We start from the raw sequence: 15,415 nt of genomic DNA, 5'->3' as shown, positions 1-15,415 counted from the left end.
TTTTTCAAAAATGTTTTACAAATTATGCATTAACAGCATCTTTTAAAGCTTTTCCTGCTTTGAATTTCGGAGCCTTGCAAGCTTCGATCTTCATAGTTTTTCCAGTCTGTGGATTTCTTCCTTCTCTTGCAGCTCTTTCGCTTACTTCGAAAGTTCCGAATCCTACTAACTGAACTTTTTCACCTTTTTTCATTTCTTCTGTAACAACATCAACAAATGCTTTTAATGCTTTTTCTGCATCTTTCTTTGAAATATCTGCCTGTTCTGCAACTGCAGCTACTAATTCTGTCTTGTTCATGACTTACGTCCTCCTGTAAAATATACTCCCGGAACACCCCGGCATTTTGTCTTTTTGCTAGGTTTATTCTGCGTATCCATGCGGTCTGACACGCCCCTTACCCTACATATGTTATATAAGTTTTTACCTTCTTTGTCAAGTCTAAACCCTTAAAATCTAAGAAAACCGAACGCTATACCTGAAACGCAAACAGATTCCGCAAAAAACGCTTTTTTTCTTCTGTCTGTGCGACAGAAAGTGAAAGTTTTTCGACATTTTTTGCAGGAATCCATGCCTTTCCTGAGTGGTAATACGAATTGGTGATCTTCCAGAATTTTTCCGGATAAGCAAGACGGATTGCAAGGTAATCCCGTTCTTTTTTCCCAAGATTATTCACCGAATCATACGCTCTCATCATCCGATATCCAAGCCGTTCATCATAATGATGCTTTTCCATACATTTGCGCAGGAAATAATACAGATCTTCCATCTGAACATCCCGGTGTGCATGTTCAAATCCAGTCACCGCCATGCCTTCCTGACAGACCAGAAGATTATGATAATTATAGTCTCCGTGGACCATATGATTTTCTGCCTCCGCTTCTTTAAAAACACTGTCCAGATCCATATTTTCCAGTATTTCCAGCACTCTGTCTGCCCAAAAATACATCTGGTCATATCCCTTTAAAAATGCGATCTCAAACGGGCTTTTCACACTTCTTCTGCAGACAAATTCCCGAACCTTTCTGAGTTCTCTGTTATGCCTTGCGTACTCCTTGATCACCGGATTTTCTTCTCTTCCTGCAAATCCGTTTTCTTCCCCAGCCAGACGCATGCATAGATGGATCCGGGCAAGATTTTCCGCACCGGCGATCAGTTCATTTTCACGTCTGACATCACACTCACGTCCCTGAAACCATTTCTTTAAGATATAGCCTGTTCCATCCTCGGCTTTACTGACATAAGCATCCTCTTTATTAAGCAGAGGCGTATCTACCCATTCAAATCCATTCGCATTTAACTGCTCATATATTTTTGCAAGCGCGCAGATCCGGCTCTCCTCCATGCGCGTCTCCTTCAAGAGGAGCAGCCCCTTATCTGTATCGCATAAAATAGCACCCCTTACTTTGTGGGTGCCGAATACTTCCATCTGATATTGTGTCAATACACTGATTCCATAATCTTTCATGGCTTCCCCCTGCCGCTTTGTTTTACCGGTCTTTCTAATGTATGCAGGGGGAGACTTAAGTCATGCATGATTTTTGATTATTCCAATTCTTTTATTCTGGCAAGTAAATATTCCCGTGTATTTTTCTCCGGTTCCTCGATCACTTCCTGTAAAAGTGTCTGGAGTGTCTGACCAATTTTCGGTCCTTTTTCAATACCTGCCGCGATCAGATCCTGACCGTTTACTTTTAGTTCTTTTAAAGAAACACATTGCTTTTTCTCCAGAATCTCCTGGTAGCACTTCTCGATACCAGCCAGATTTTCCAGCTTCTTATCACGCTGATAATCACTCTGTGCCAACGTATCAGCCATCCGTACCTTCATATAATACGGGAACAGTTCCGCACTGATCCGGTTCATTGCGCGGCGTACATGCTTCATCGTTGCAGGCATCCGGTCATCATGATACAGCACCAGCTTTGACACCTTACGCAGCGTATCATTATCGAATTTCAAGCGATGCATGATCGACTTTGTGAGTTCTTCGCTGACGTATGCATGCCCTTTAAAATGTGCCGTCCCATCCGGATCGACCGTCTTTCGTGCCGGTTTCCCCGTATCGTGAAACAGCATTGTAAGACGCAGCACTTTATCTGCCGGAATATTCATCAGCGCATGGATCGTATGCTCACCTACATTATAACAGTGATGCGGAGTTTCCTGTGTTGTTTCCATCATTGCATCGAATTCCGGGAGGATCACCTTTGTGATCCCAAGCTCATATGCATCCAGGATCTTTTCCGGATGATCGGAGACCAGAAGCTTTACAAGCTCTGTCTGAATACGTTCTGCACTGATATAGGAAAGATTTGGTGCAAGTTTTCGGATTGCCTGTCTGGTCTCTTTCTCAATCTCAAATCCAAGCTGCGCCGAAAAACGGATCGCCCTCAAAATCCGCAGGGCATCCTCCGAAAAACGTGCCTCAGCATTTCCCACACAACGGATCACACCTTTTTTCAGATCCTCCATCCCATGAAACAGATCCACCAGTCCATCCTGTTCATTGTACGCCATCGCATTGATCGTAAAATCTCTGCGCAGCAGATCCTCTGACAGACTTCTGGTAAACTGCACTTTACTCGGATGCCGGTTGTCTTCGTATTTCCCGTCAATCCGGTATGTCGTCACTTCAAATCCTTCTCCATTTAAAAGCACCGTAATCGTTCCATGCTCGATTCCGGTGTCAAAAGTTCTGGCAAATAATGACTTCGTCTCTTCCGGCGCTGCCGATGTTGTGATATCCCAGTCACCCGGCACACGTCCGAGAAAAGAATCCCGGACGCAGCCGCCGACTGCATATGCCTCAAAGCCATGTTTTTGTAATGTAGTTATAATTCGATTCACCTTTTCAGGTAACTGAATTTTCATATACATTCGCTCCTAGTATGCTTTTCCAAAATAAACAACATGTTTAGCCTGTTTGCCACAGAAAATACAGGTATCTCCGTCTTTTACCTGATCCTCTTTGCAGATACAGCGGGTGGTTGCTCCACCTGTTGCTGCCTTGATCTCATCTTCACATTCTGCGCTTCCACACCATTTTGCTTTGATAAATCCACGTTTGGTGTTGAATTTTTCATTCATTTCATCCATGGTTTCAGCAAAATCAATGTGGCTGTCAAGAAATGCTTTTGCACGGTCATACATATCCTTCTGGATTGTTTCAAGGATCTCGCCAAGTTTTGTCTCGATCTCATCTAAAGAAACAACGATCTTTTCTCTTGTATCACGACGTACAACAACAACCTGGTTCTGTTCGATATCCTTTGGTCCGATCTCGATACGTGTCGGGATACCAAGCATTTCCTGCTCACTGAATTTCCATCCAGGGCTCTTCTCAGAATCGTCGATCTTCACGCTGTAGCCAGCTTTTTTCAGTCTCTCTGTCAGTTCATTTGCTTTTTCAAGAACGCCTTCTTTGTGCTGTGCGATCGGAATGACTCTTGTTTGAACCGGTGCGATTCTCGGTGGAAGAACAAGTCCGCTGTCATCACCGTGAACCATGATCAGGGCTCCGATGATACGTGTAGACAGTCCCCATGAAGTCTCATATACGCTGTGAAGTTCATTGTTCTTATCCAGATATTTGATGTCAAATGCATCCGGGAACGCATTTCCGAAGAAATGGCTGGTTGCAGACTGAAGTGCTTTTCCGTCATGCATCAGAGCTTCTACGGTGTAAGTGTCCTGTGCACCTGCGAACTTCTCGCTCTCTGTCTTCGGACCTGATACGAACGGGATTGCAAGGGAATCACGGATCAGTTCCTGATATACACGAAGCATGGTCAGTGTTCTCTGTTCTGCTTCTTCATAAGTTGCATGAATGGTGTGTCCTTCCTGCCATAAGAATTCTCTGGAACGAAGGAACGGTCTGGTTGTCTTCTCCCAGCGAAGTACCGAACACCACTGATTCCATACTTTCGGAAGGTCACGGTAAGACTGTACGGTTCTTGCCCACAGGTCGCAGAACAGAGTCTCCGATGTCGGACGGATGCACATTGGCTCCTGAAGAGTCTCAAGACCACCTTTTGTTACCCATGCAACTTCCGGTGCAAATCCTTCGATATGATCGCTTTCCTTCTGAAGAAGGTTCTCCGGGATCAGCATTGGCAGGTATACGTTTTCAACACCTGTCTCTTTAAATCTCTTGTCAAGGTCTGCCTGGATCTTCTCCCAGATTGCATATCCATTTGGAAGATAATTAAGACATCCTTTTACACTTGAATAATCACAAAGCTTTGCTTCTCTTACAACGTCGGTATACCACTGTGCGAAATCTTCATCACGAGAGGTAATCGCCTGTACAAATTTCTTTTCCTTAGCCATTGATAAAGTTCTCCTTCTCTTCATTTTTGATTTTATAAATAAGGTTATCATAAAACCAGAAGATGCTGCTCTCTGCAGCCTCTGCCGGATGCAGGGGATTCAGATCAGACATGCTTTGCCCGTAAAATAAAAAACACCAAATCTTCATGCCCCTGACAAGGGACCGAAAATTCGGCGGTACCACCCTAATTAATCGTATTACGATTCACTTCATTACCCGTTAACGCCAGGCATACGCCACACTTTTCATGCGGAACTCCAAGGTCGGTTCTATAATTTCCATGCAGCTTCCTCCCACCAGCCAGAAGCCTCTCTGTGCCACTTTCATCATATACTAGTCCTCTTCATCGTCAAATCTCTTCGATTTACTATAGAGTTTAATTGAGATTTTCGGATTTGTCAACCCAATTGACAAGCCCTTTCCGTTATGTTTTAATCAAAGAAACAAAATTTTCGCATATGGGGAGGAATTATTTTGCAAACACCTGAAATTCTATATGAAGACGACCAGATTCTGGTCTGCCACAAACCTGCCGGTGTTCCCGTGCAGACAAAAAAGATCGGTACACAGGACATGGAGAGCATTCTGAAAAATTATCTGTTCATCCATTCTCCACATCATGCCGGACATAAGCCACCTTATCTTGCCGTGATCCACAGACTGGATCAACCGGTTTCCGGCATCCTGGTTTTTGCCCGCACACCTGCGGCTGCGAAAAATCTGAACCAGCAGTTACAGAACAATCAATTTGAAAAATACTACCAGGCTGTAGTATGTGGAGCCCTTCCGGACTCCGGCACTCTGACCAATTATCTGATAAAGGACGGCCGCACCAACACCTCCCGCATCTGCAGTAAAAATACACCCGGTGCCAAAAAAGCTGTCCTTTCGTATGAAATACTGGAAACTTCCGAAGTGACTGACTTATCCGTTGTTCAGATCCATCTCGGAACCGGACGCCATCACCAGATCCGTGTCCAGATGGCAGGTGTAGGCGCACCACTCTGGGGTGACAACAAATATAACCCGGAATTTGTAAATAAAAGAGGATATTTCCCGATTGCACTGCGGGCTTTCCGGCTTTCTTTCTGCCATCCGACCACCGGAAAACGTATGGAATTTGAAGTCCCATGTAACTGGGAACAGTTGGAAACAAAAGCAGATTAGAATGGAGAATACAAAAAATGAACTTATTAGAAGAATTCAAAAAAAATCCCGGATTCGTCTACCGAATCGGGACTGATTACTATTATATAGGAAAATGGATCTGCAAGCCATGCACAGACGAAGCCGTTACAGACTGCCATGCCATGTATGAAATGTGCATCCAGGCAAAAGAACAGGCAAACGCAGCCCTTTATTTTCAGAAGCTGCGTGCCTACAGTGAATTTGCCCTGGACATTCCATACAATCCGGCAAAGATCCTTCAGTACCAGACCGCTCTTGTCGAAGCACTTTCCGATGCTGATATCCAGTCTCTTACCGACCAGCTTCGGCATTTTCACGATCAAGCATCTTAATCACATCCAGAAGTGTAGGATACACATACCGGCATAATCCTCTCACTTCTTCATCCGGCTGTGCAAGATCCGGGATCATCACCGGGATCATACCCGCAGCCGAAGCCGAGCGGATTCCTGCCGGTGCATCTTCAAGCGCAATACTATGTACCGGCTCGGCTCCGATCGCCTCGCACGCTTTGAGGTAAATTTCCGGATCCGGCTTTGCATGTTTCACCGAATCGCCAAAAACCCCGCCATCAAAATATTTCCACAAACCGACTTTCTCAAGAGATGCCTTTGCGTGGATCTCTCTGGAGGACGTCGCAAGTCCGACCTTGTATCCGTGTTCCTTCGCATAGATAAGAAGTTCCCTTGCTCCCTCTTTTACGCCGATCCCTTCTTTGTCACAAATGCCGTAATACTTCTCCCGTGTCAGCTCATTAAACTTATCCATCGGAAAATCTTCGCCATATACACTTTTAAAATATGCTTCTCTGCGGACTACATTGAATCCCAGCGTATGATAAATATGCTCCCCGATCCGTCCGTATCCGAGCTTCTCTCCTGCATAATTCCAGGATCTCTGCACAACACGTTCCGAATCAAGGAGCAGTCCGTCCATATCAAATACCAGTGCTTCTACCTTCATCAGAATTCAATTCCCTTTCCGAGGGCATCTTTTAAATACGTGGTTACGTCTTCCAGTTTTTCCAGAATTTCTTCACGTTCTTCCCACTCTTCGCCGGTCATATCTTTGCTGACCAGTGCCTGCTTGACATCTTTTAATTTTTTGATCAAATCTTCTGTCATAGTAAATCCCCCTTTTCTTATCAATTACTGTTTTTCTATAAATTTATTTTACCGATATTGTCAGCAAATTTCAACAGTTCATCCGAAAATGTAAACAAATCTTAACATTCACCGCTATAAAAAACTCTTATCTAACTTCCATTTTTCTACTTCCATTATATAGCAAATGTGCTATAATAATTCAGTATGTAAAAAAGTGTTATAATCATAAGGGGATTAAAAAATTGGATGACAACAAATTAGAAGCAAAACTGCTGAAGATTAAAGCGCTTGCCGAACGGGGAGAAGGTGGCGAGAAAGAGGCCGCCATCAAAATGTATCATAAGCTTCTGAAGAAGTATGATATTGATGAAAAAGCATTACAAAAAGACAAGCTCAGCAAGCACTGGTTTACATATGAGACAGATATCGAGGAAAATCTTCTGGTCCAGATTTTTTACATGGTGACCGGAGATCCCGAATATTTCCGCCGGACAAGCCGTACACGCGGAACCCAGTGCGGATGCATATGTACCGATTTTGAGAAAACTGAAATTCGTTTTTATTTTGAATTTTACAAAGATGCACTCAATCAGGAACTGGAAGCCTTTTTGATGGCTTTCAAATTAAAAAATCATCTGTTTCCGGATGAAAGTGCAAGATGCTTTGTTCCTGAGGAAGAGGAAGAGATATCAGAAATGCTGTTAAAAGCGCAGAAATTTGCAGAAGATATTGATAAGTCCAACCCGGTTCGCCGGATTGCATCTGCCGATCTTTCTGCTGATCCGGATGCACTGGAATCATAGGTATATACGTCGTTCTTTTGCGATATGCATTATAGCAAAAAAGCTGTTCTTAAAACAGGAGGGTATGACTCATATTAAATCATACCCTCCTGTTTTGATTTCTCGCGCTGTATCTGTGATAAAACTTATCTTCTGTACAATCTATAGCCTGCAGATACCGCCTTAACAACTCTTTTCCATCTGTCTGACCACCTAGGCAAGATCCCGAAGCCTTGCAATTTCTTCTTTATGCCCCGCATCATCCAGTGGCGTTTCCAGATAAAACGGCAGATCTTTTAATTTCGGGTGACGCATGACATTTAAAAGCGCCTCTATCCCGATCTCTCCGCCGCCGATCACCGCATGCCGGTCTTTTCTTGAACCAAATGGCATCATACTGTCATTTAAATGAATCGCTCTCAAAAGCTCAAGTCCAAGTACTTTGTCAAACTCTTCCAGCACCCCGTCCAGATTATTTACAATATCATATCCTGCTGCAAACACATGACAGGTATCCAGACAGATTCCGATCCGCTCCGGATGTGATACCCCGTCGCGGATTGCTTTCAGCTCTTCAAATCTCCAGCCAATCTCTGTCCCTTTTCCGCTCATTGTCTCAAGCAGAACCGTAATATTCTCTTTTCCGGTAATCGCCTGGTCAAGCCCCGCAATGATATTTTGAATTCCTGCTTCTGCGCCAATTCCGGTATGGCTTCCCGGATGAAACACCAGATTCTCAATCCCCAGTCTGTCCATCCGCGTCACATCTTCCCGGATCACCGTGCAGGCGAATTCATACACCTCCGGCTTCGCACTCGCCAGATTCATCGTATAAGGTGCATGCGCCAGAATCGCTCCAAAACCGGCCTCTCTCCTGATCCTCTGAAACTCCTCCGCTTCCTTCACCGTCGGATCCTTATAATTCGATCCCCGCGGATTCCTGCTGAAAATCTGCATCGTATCTGCATTCATCTTCACCACATTCTCTGCAGTCTTCACAATCCCTTTCGCAATCGACATATGTGTTCCTATTACCATATTTATTAGATCGCTCTCGTATACTTCTTCAGCCATTCTTTCTCTTCATCATTCAGATAAGGAGACACCTTCTCATATACAGTTGCATGATAAGTATTCAGACGTTCCTTGTCTTCTGCATTCATGATATCCGGATTGATCGCATCCAGGTCAAATGGCACATAAGTAATCGGTTCAAAATACAGGAATTCTCCATACTCATTCTTCTCTCCTTCACAGACAAGCAATTCATTTTCCAGACGCACACCGTGAGATCCTTCGATGTAGATTCCCGGTTCATCCGTAATGACCATACCTGGCTGGAATGCATCAGACTCACCGGCTCTGTAAGTATAACGGAAGCCTGCCGGTCCCTCGTGGATGTTCAGAAGGTATCCAACCCCATGTCCTGTTCCGTGATTAAAGTCCAGTCCTCTGTCCCAAAACGGCTTTCTTGCCAGATAATCAAAGTTCATTCCGCAGCAGCCTTTCTTGAAGATCGGACTTGCAAGGTTCAGGTTACTGATCGCAACCAGTGTAAAATGATCTTTCATGATCTGTGAAACTTCTCCAAAAGCATATGTTCTGGTGATATCAGTAGATCCTTCGTAGAATCCTGCTCCTGTATCCGTCATCAGGAAACTTCCCTCATGAAGCTCTACATCGGTCTCCGGTGAAGAAGAATAATGTACGATCGCACTGTGCTCCCCGAATGCAGAGATCGGTCCGAAGCTTGGACGGATAAATCCACCCATCTCAGCACGGAACTCATCCAATTTGTCAGAAGCGCTCATCTCTGTGATCGTCTCTTTGCCAACATTTTCTTTCAGCCATTTCATAAATCTGACATGAGCCACGCTATCCTTGATCTCAGCGATACGGATATTTTCGACCTCTGTCGGATTCTTTACACATTTGAATAAGATCGCCGGATTTCTCTCTTCCACTTTCTTCACATTCTCCGGAATGTTCTTGTAAAGTGCAAAGTTCAGTCTTCCCGGATCTACCATCAGGACTTCTTCTGCTGCAACCTTTTTGATGTCCTCATAAATATCATTGTATGGGTGCAGAATAACCCCGTCTGCTGCAAGATGTGCTTTGATCTCATCGCTTAATTTTTTCTCATTTACAAAAAGATCCACCTTGTCCATTCTGATCACTGCATAGGTCAGAACCAACGGAAAATATTCTACGTCATTTCCACGAATGTTCAATGTCCAGCAGATGTCATCCAGTGTGGTAAGAACGTGTGCTGTCGCACCTGCTTCTTTCATTGCTGCACGTGTACGTGCAAGCTTGCTCTCCACAGTCTCTCCTGTGTATTTCTGTTCCAGTTCAAATACCGGCTCTTCTGAAAGAATCGGACGGTCTTCCCATACTTCATCGATCAGATCATATGCATATACGACCTTTCCGTTCTTCTCAGATGCGATCTTCTCGTATTCTTCTCCTTCTGTTACAGAAACAACACGTCCATCAAATCCTACATTTTCGCCTTCTGCCAGAGCTGTTTCCAAATATTCCCCAATCTTCGGAACGCCCGGCTGTCCCATCTTCATCAGTTCTACTGTTGTTCCCTCTAGCTGCTTTGCCGCTTGGATAAAGTATCTTCCGTCTGTCCACAGGCGTGCTTCTGTCTTTGAAACCACTGCTGTTCCTGCAGATCCCGTAAATCCGGTAATATACTCTCTTGCTTTAAAATGCTCCCCCACATATTCGCTCTGATGAAAATCTGCAGTCGGAATAATATAAATATCTATTCCCTTTTCCTGCATTTTTGCACGCAATTTTTCAAGTCTTTCCGGTATTGTAGACATTTTAAAAAACCTCCTTTAATTTTTCCATTCTCTGACCATTATAACCCGTAAACTTTTGAAAAGCAACCTAAGAAAAGGAGCTGACTTCGGCAAAACCAACATGCCTGTTCCAGCTCCTTTTTACTGCCTGCATTTTCTATCACAGACAGCTTTCTTCAAATGCTTTCGCTACTCAAAATAATACCCGTCAAAAGAATATTTATATACTCTGTAGATAAATTTTTCCACGTCCATCGTATAAGATGCCAGCAAGTTATGGGCTGCATCATACTCTGCAAAAGTCCCTGCAAATCCACTGTCGATCACGTAATTTTCATCCAGATCCTGTGCACTGCTTACATAACCGGAATTGTGAAATTAAAGCTGGTGCATCGCCGCATGCTCCTTTTCCAACTCTTTAAAAAGTTCCGGCACAGTCCACTGACTGTTTGTGTCTGTCAGAACCGCTTTATAATCAATACGTTTCATACCCTTCTTTCGCATCATAAATAAAATCTGATCCAGATGGCTGCCTGTCACTCCGGCAAATACCATCATCTCATCTGCCAGCTCTTCACCCTCATAAATCCTGTCTGTCTCTGACGCTTCTTTCATTCCGGCAAGTACACCAACCGTCTGAAAATACTCTTCTTTTTTTATCAGTCGCACCCGAATCCTGAGTGACATACAGATCATCTGTAGCTCCTGCGCACGCTTCTTATCTTTTATATTAAATAATAATACTGTTTCTCTCATAAATTTCCTCGACTACTCCGCTTTTCTCAAACGGTTCTTTTTATGTTTATTCCACTCTCCGATTACCTCACTGACAGTTGATACCGTAACAAACGCACTCTGGTCTGTCTCATGGATAAATGCAAGAAGCTTTGCATATTCACTCTTTTCCAGAATTGTAACCACTTCTGTCTGTTCCTGATTGCCCAGTCCTCCGACTGCCGGATAAAGAGTCGCCCCTCTGTGCAGCTCATGTACAACAAACTGCTGGATCTCCGGATATTTCTTTGACAGGATACACACCCTCTTACGGATACTGAAACCATCGATAAAATTATCCAGAACAATCCCATAAAGATAAGTTCCCAGAAGGCTCACTACCAGTGTCTTTCTGTCGTAGACAAGGATAGACGTCGCAGCGGTCACAAATCCTGCGATCGTAAGACTCTTTCCAATTTCAAAATGCAAATATTTATTTAAAACTTTTGCAACAACATCAAGCCCACCAGAAGATGCATTGACATTAAACAAAATCGCCTGTCCAATGCTGATCACCAGAATATGGCACAGCATATTGATAAACATATCATCCGTGAGCGGCGGAACATCTGGTGTCACTGTTTCAAAAATACGCAGATAAACCGGGAGCATTAAAGATGTAATGACCGTCTTACCTCCGAATTCTTTTCCGACAAACACAATCCCTATGATCAGAAGTGCTACATTTAGAATCATCGTCATCGTCGAAACCTTCAGCGGAATAAAATTTGCCAGAACCATGACAAGTCCCGAAATACTTCCCACAACAAAGGAATTCGGCATCATCAGATAATACACTGATGCCGATACAATAAACATTCCTACCGTGATCGTTGCATACTCTTTCAATATGTTTTTTGCTTTGTTCTTCTCTTTCAATTTTCTTTCCTCTCTTTCATACCGGTGCCTCTTATTTCCCCAAATATGCGACACACTATATTTCCCAACATAGCACATTCATCATAACATACTTCTCATCAAACTTCTACGCTATGTTTCTCATTAAAAACATGAAATCTTCTTTCCATTTATAGTAGTTTCAATTATAATAAAGGAAGAGTGAATTTTTTAACAATTAGAGAAGAGAGGGTTAATTATGAATGCTGATGGAAACGTAATCAAAATCAAACATGACGTACTGTTCGAAATAGCAAAGCTTGCTTTTGCAGGTGAACTTGAAGAACAGCGTGATCACCTCCCGCTGAAGCTTATTCCGGGACCGACCCCGCAGTTCCGCTGCTGTATCTACAAAGAGCGTGAGATCATCCGCCAGAGAATCCGCCTCGCAGAAGGCAAAGCTCCGGGACCGGAAGATGATGGCAATATCATCCAGGTTATTTCTTCTGCCTGCGAAGACTGTCCGATCTCCAGCTACACAGTAACAGAGAACTGTCAGAACTGTCTTGGAAAGGCATGTATCAATGCCTGTAAGTTTGGGGCAATTGAACCGGGACATTACCGTTCCCACATTGACGCATCCAAATGTAAAGAATGTGGTCAGTGTGCCAAAGCCTGTCCGTACAATGCCATTGCACATTTAAAACGTCCGTGTAAATTCAGTTGTCCGGTCGATGCGATCACCTACGACGAGCATGGCATTTCCATAATCGACAAAAACAAATGTATCCGCTGCGGTAAATGTATCCACAGCTGTCCATTCGGTGCAATTGCTTCCAAAACATTTATTGTTCCGGTAATCAATGCTTTAAGAGAAGGAAAACACATCTACGCAATGGCTGCTCCTGCCACAGAAGGTCAGTTTGGTGCTGACATTACCATGGAAAGCTGGCGCAAAGCAATGAAAGAGCTCGGATTCGTAGATTTCTACGATGTAGGACTCGGTGGAGATATGACTGCTGCTTACGAAGCTGAAGAATGGGCTGAAGCTTACAAAGAAGGACAGAAAAAAGTAACCTCCTGCTGCCCTGCATTTGTAAATATGGTTCGCCTGCATTACCCACAGCTTGCTGACAATATCTCAACAACTGTTTCTCCGATGTGTGCAATTTCCCGTATGATCAAAGCACAGGATCCGGAAGCGATCACTGTATTTATCGGACCTTGCCTTGCTAAGAAATCCGAAGTTGTCGATCAGCAGATCGAAGGAAATGCAGATTATGTTCTTACATACAGCGAGATCCGTGCGATCATGAAAGCAAAAGACGTTGAACTCGAGGCCTGTCCGAACGACAACCAGACCGCTTCTACCTTCGGAAAACGCTTTGCAAATTCCGGCGGTGTAACAGCAGCTGTTCTGGAAAGTCTGAAAGAATCTGACAACTGCATCGATGCGAAAGTCTGTCGTGCAAATGGTTCTCAGGAATGTAAGAAAGCCCTCCTTCTCATGAAGGTTGGACGTCTTCCGGAAGACTTCATCGAAGGCATGGCATGTGACGGCGGATGTGTCGGCGGTCCAAGTTCATTCAATGACCAGATGGCTTCCAAGAAGAACCGTGATGCCTTGATCTCTCAGGCTGACGATCGTGGAATTCTTGATAATCTAAAGAATTACGATATGGATAAGTTCTCTATGCATAGAGACTAAAATTATAAGGGAGTTTTGCTCTATCACTGAAATCAGTTATAAAGTAAAACTCCCTTATTCTAATTATATACACCACGCATCTATTTATTATCCCCTATACCACGGCAGCCTGTCCCGCAGCATCATCTTTTCCATCCGCTCCAGATTCTTATCCGAATGCTCAATCTCCCGCGAATACCGGTACACCAGCTCTACGATCTCTTCTGGTGTAAGCTCTCCTTCATTTTTTATCCACCGTGCTTTCCACAGCTCATAAATATGGAAAGTACTTATTACTGCCATCTGCACCTTCGCATAAATCCTTCCATCATAAACTGCGCCACAGAAATAAGTGAAAATGAAATACACCAGCAGCTGCTCTGCCTGGATCTGGATATTGCTCTCTTCCTTCGCCCACCGCTTAAAGTCAGACGAGATTCCTTTATACGCATCTGCTCCATGTGAATACAGAAGTTCTTCGCTCTCCATCAGAAGCATATCCCAGTCCTCACGCAGAAGTTCCAATTCATAAAGTTCCCGGAACATCTTATGCGCCATCTCCCATCTTTCCTGCACAGACAGCTTTTCTTCTTTCCAAAGTTTCCGTACAAACTTTCTGGCACTCTTTGTCTGATAACGTTCAATGACTTCCTCGCAGGAAAATAACTGTTCCCGGTTAAATCTGCCCTGCAGATCATGCGCCATTCCAAGAATCAGTCCCACTCTTATTTTTAATGAATGTTCCCGGTCCTGCAGAATTCCAAGCATTGCATCTCTCGCATCTACAAGCATAGAATACAGAAACGGATCAAATTCCTCGTATTCCTCTTCTCCTTCTTTTTCATAAGTAAGAAAACGGACCGGCTCTTTCTTCTCCATCAAAATCCTTGCCACCTCTGGACAGGATACCGACAGGGTAATCTCCCGTACATCCTCAAACTCCTCGACATGTCTCGGATACAGGCGGCAGGTTTTACACAGACTTTTCTCTCCGAAATTCGCATACATCTCACACAGATTACAGTCATTTAAAAATGCACATCGCTTTTCTTTATCCTGCCTGAAAATGCCACGGATCCAGTCCACGGATTTCAACATCGTAAACCAGAATTTTCCTTTCACATGCTTATATTTATTCAGTGATTTTTTGTCAATTACAATCTTCCACCCTGCACAACAGGTATCTTCACATTTGTCTGCGATGCAGGTGAACTCTTTATAATAATCCGGAATTGTATATTGCATTTATTTTTCTACCCCGACCTTCTTACAGATATCCGCCAGACAGCATCTGTCGCAGTGCGGCTTCGTCCTTGCCGTACAGACTTCTCTTCCGTGGTACACCAGTCTGTGACAGAAATCGCTTCCTTCCTCCGGCGGAACCAGCTTCCAGAGTTCCATCTCTACTTTCTTCGGATCCTTAATCCCGTCTACCAGTCCAATACGGTTCACCAGACGGATACAATGGGTATCCGTTACGATCGCAGGCTCACCAAATACATCTCCCATGATCAGGTTCGCGCTCTTTCTCCCAACACCTGGCAGCTTTAAGATCGCATTAAAATCCTTCGGAATCTTTCCGCCATACTCATCCCGAAGCATCTTCATACAGGCACTGATATCCCGTGCCTTACTTTTTCCAAGCCCGCAAGGACGCACAATCTCTTCGATATCATTTACATCTGCTTCTGCAAGTGCCTCTACTGTCGGATATTTTGCAAATAAACCTTCTACGACTACATTTACCCTTGCATCCGTACACTGTGCCGCAAGACGCACACTGACCAGAAGTTTCCATGCCTGATCATAATCCAGAGTACAGTCTGCATCCGGATACTCTTTTCGGAGGCGTTCGATTACTTCCAATGTCCTTTGTTTTTTCGTCATTTTCTACTCC

The 15,415-nt window shown here is 43.9% G+C and carries 17 protein-coding genes and 1 other annotated feature; of the genes, 4 read left to right on the top strand and 13 right to left on the bottom strand.

Features of this window, described 5'->3' with window-relative positions:
• Nucleotides 1-22: 22 nt before the first annotated feature.
• The 4 genes from PGU50_RS12565 to proS form a co-directional block, all read right to left on the bottom strand.
• A complete protein-coding gene (locus tag PGU50_RS12565) occupies nucleotides 23-298 on the bottom strand; it encodes an HU family DNA-binding protein (protein WP_117557536.1) in 276 nt (91 codons plus the stop codon).
• 172 nt (nucleotides 299-470) lie between these two features.
• Nucleotides 471-1,466: a CotS family spore coat protein gene (locus tag PGU50_RS12560; protein WP_118198891.1), complete on the bottom strand. Its 996-nt coding sequence runs from the start codon at nucleotides 1,464-1,466 to the stop codon at nucleotides 471-473.
• Nucleotides 1,467-1,543: 77 nt separating this feature from the next.
• Nucleotides 1,544-2,872, bottom strand: a complete 1,329-nt coding sequence (locus tag PGU50_RS12555) for a CCA tRNA nucleotidyltransferase (protein ID WP_118198892.1) — start codon at nucleotides 2,870-2,872, stop codon at nucleotides 1,544-1,546.
• A gap of 12 nt (nucleotides 2,873-2,884) precedes the next feature.
• Entirely contained in the window at nucleotides 2,885-4,330 is a 1,446-nt protein-coding gene (gene proS / locus PGU50_RS12550) for a proline--tRNA ligase (RefSeq protein ID WP_008370004.1), read from the bottom strand.
• A 155-nt stretch (nucleotides 4,331-4,485) separates the two neighbouring features.
• Nucleotides 4,486-4,687 (bottom strand) — a binding site (T-box leader).
• Nucleotides 4,688-4,805: 118 nt separating this feature from the next.
• Here proS and PGU50_RS12545 point away from each other — a divergent pair.
• Nucleotides 4,806-5,498: an RluA family pseudouridine synthase gene (locus tag PGU50_RS12545; RefSeq protein WP_330428612.1), complete on the top strand. Its 693-nt coding sequence runs from the start codon at nucleotides 4,806-4,808 to the stop codon at nucleotides 5,496-5,498.
• A 17-nt stretch (nucleotides 5,499-5,515) separates the two neighbouring features.
• Nucleotides 5,516-5,851: a hypothetical protein gene (locus PGU50_RS12540; protein ID WP_022220217.1), complete on the top strand. Its 336-nt coding sequence runs from the start codon at nucleotides 5,516-5,518 to the stop codon at nucleotides 5,849-5,851.
• Here the strand turns inward: PGU50_RS12540 and PGU50_RS12535 are convergent.
• Entirely contained in the window at nucleotides 5,811-6,482 is a 672-nt protein-coding gene (locus PGU50_RS12535) for an HAD family hydrolase (protein ID WP_270247121.1), read from the bottom strand. The two genes, PGU50_RS12540 and PGU50_RS12535, sit on opposite strands and share 41 nt — an antisense overlap.
• The gene (locus PGU50_RS12530; RefSeq protein WP_008369991.1) at nucleotides 6,482-6,643 is read right to left on the bottom strand and encodes a hypothetical protein; all 162 of its coding nucleotides are present in this window, start codon (nucleotides 6,641-6,643) and stop codon (nucleotides 6,482-6,484) included. The genes PGU50_RS12535 and PGU50_RS12530 overlap by 1 nt, the downstream gene beginning before the upstream one ends.
• A 224-nt stretch (nucleotides 6,644-6,867) precedes the next feature.
• On the opposite strand from PGU50_RS12530, the gene PGU50_RS12525 reads away from it, so the two are divergent.
• On the top strand, nucleotides 6,868-7,428 hold the full coding sequence (locus PGU50_RS12525; protein WP_022220216.1) for a hypothetical protein: 561 nt from the start codon (nucleotides 6,868-6,870) through the stop codon (nucleotides 7,426-7,428).
• A 192-nt stretch (nucleotides 7,429-7,620) separates the two neighbouring features.
• Here the strand turns inward: PGU50_RS12525 and PGU50_RS12520 are convergent, their stop codons facing one another.
• The 5 genes from PGU50_RS12520 to PGU50_RS12500 all read right to left on the bottom strand — a co-directional run bounded on the left by PGU50_RS12520 (nucleotide 7,621) and on the right by PGU50_RS12500 (nucleotide 11,873).
• Entirely contained in the window at nucleotides 7,621-8,481 is an 861-nt protein-coding gene (locus PGU50_RS12520) for a deoxyribonuclease IV (protein WP_117557546.1), read from the bottom strand.
• Nucleotides 8,451-10,241 (bottom strand): aminopeptidase P family N-terminal domain-containing protein, encoded by a 1,791-nt coding sequence (locus tag PGU50_RS12515; RefSeq protein ID WP_117557547.1) that lies wholly within the window; start codon nucleotides 10,239-10,241, stop codon nucleotides 8,451-8,453. The genes PGU50_RS12520 and PGU50_RS12515 overlap by 31 nt, the downstream gene beginning before the upstream one ends.
• A 168-nt stretch (nucleotides 10,242-10,409) precedes the next feature.
• A complete protein-coding gene (locus tag PGU50_RS12510; protein WP_243000015.1) occupies nucleotides 10,410-10,547 on the bottom strand; it encodes a hypothetical protein in 138 nt (45 codons plus the stop codon).
• A 51-nt stretch (nucleotides 10,548-10,598) separates the two neighbouring features.
• Nucleotides 10,599-10,976, bottom strand: coding sequence for a DUF3783 domain-containing protein (locus PGU50_RS12505; protein WP_270247119.1), 378 nt, complete (start codon nucleotides 10,974-10,976; stop codon nucleotides 10,599-10,601).
• 12 nt (nucleotides 10,977-10,988) lie between these two features.
• Nucleotides 10,989-11,873: a YitT family protein gene (locus tag PGU50_RS12500; protein WP_082424298.1), complete on the bottom strand. Its 885-nt coding sequence runs from the start codon at nucleotides 11,871-11,873 to the stop codon at nucleotides 10,989-10,991.
• Nucleotides 11,874-12,090: 217 nt separating this feature from the next.
• On the opposite strand from PGU50_RS12500, the gene PGU50_RS12495 reads away from it, so the two are divergent.
• Nucleotides 12,091-13,539 carry a 4Fe-4S dicluster domain-containing protein gene (locus tag PGU50_RS12495; protein ID WP_117824086.1) on the top strand — a complete coding sequence of 483 codons (1,449 nt, stop codon included), beginning with the start codon at nucleotides 12,091-12,093 and terminating at the stop codon, nucleotides 13,537-13,539.
• Nucleotides 13,540-13,626: 87 nt separating this feature from the next.
• Here the strand turns inward: PGU50_RS12495 and fliB are convergent, their stop codons facing one another.
• Together fliB and PGU50_RS12485 are read right to left on the bottom strand one after the other, a co-directional pair.
• Nucleotides 13,627-14,763 (bottom strand): flagellin lysine-N-methylase, encoded by a 1,137-nt coding sequence (gene fliB, locus PGU50_RS12490; protein WP_118198895.1) that lies wholly within the window; start codon nucleotides 14,761-14,763, stop codon nucleotides 13,627-13,629.
• Nucleotides 14,764-15,405: an endonuclease III domain-containing protein gene (locus tag PGU50_RS12485; RefSeq protein ID WP_117557555.1), complete on the bottom strand. Its 642-nt coding sequence runs from the start codon at nucleotides 15,403-15,405 to the stop codon at nucleotides 14,764-14,766.
• Nucleotides 15,406-15,415: the final 10 nt, after the last annotated feature.

Origin of the sequence: Coprococcus sp. AM11-30B (assembly GCF_027674365.1) — a bacterium.
GTDB classification, from domain to species: Bacteria; Bacillota; Clostridia; order Lachnospirales; family Lachnospiraceae; genus Allocoprococcus; species Allocoprococcus comes.
Note: the sequence above shows the minus strand (reverse complement) of the source record. Positions and strands in the feature narration are given on the sequence as shown.

Coding starts and splice junctions, on each gene's coding strand:
- PGU50_RS12565 (WP_117557536.1), bottom strand. CDS start 298: ATGAACAAGACAGAATTAGTAGCTGCAGTTGCAGAACAGGCAGATATT.
- PGU50_RS12560 (WP_118198891.1), bottom strand. CDS start 1,466: ATGAAAGATTATGGAATCAGTGTATTGACACAATATCAGATGGAAGTA.
- PGU50_RS12555 (WP_118198892.1), bottom strand. CDS start 2,872: ATGAAAATTCAGTTACCTGAAAAGGTGAATCGAATTATAACTACATTA.
- proS (WP_008370004.1), bottom strand. CDS start 4,330: ATGGCTAAGGAAAAGAAATTTGTACAGGCGATTACCTCTCGTGATGAA.
- PGU50_RS12540 (WP_022220217.1), top strand. CDS start 5,516: ATGAACTTATTAGAAGAATTCAAAAAAAATCCCGGATTCGTCTACCGA.
- PGU50_RS12535 (WP_270247121.1), bottom strand. CDS start 6,482: ATGAAGGTAGAAGCACTGGTATTTGATATGGACGGACTGCTCCTTGAT.
- PGU50_RS12530 (WP_008369991.1), bottom strand. CDS start 6,643: ATGACAGAAGATTTGATCAAAAAATTAAAAGATGTCAAGCAGGCACTG.
- PGU50_RS12520 (WP_117557546.1), bottom strand. CDS start 8,481: ATGGCTGAAGAAGTATACGAGAGCGATCTAATAAATATGGTAATAGGA.
- PGU50_RS12515 (WP_117557547.1), bottom strand. CDS start 10,241: ATGTCTACAATACCGGAAAGACTTGAAAAATTGCGTGCAAAAATGCAG.
- PGU50_RS12505 (WP_270247119.1), bottom strand. CDS start 10,976: ATGAGAGAAACAGTATTATTATTTAATATAAAAGATAAGAAGCGTGCG.
- PGU50_RS12495 (WP_117824086.1), top strand. CDS start 12,091: ATGAATGCTGATGGAAACGTAATCAAAATCAAACATGACGTACTGTTC.
- fliB (WP_118198895.1), bottom strand. CDS start 14,763: ATGCAATATACAATTCCGGATTATTATAAAGAGTTCACCTGCATCGCA.
- PGU50_RS12485 (WP_117557555.1), bottom strand. CDS start 15,405: ATGACGAAAAAACAAAGGACATTGGAAGTAATCGAACGCCTCCGAAAA.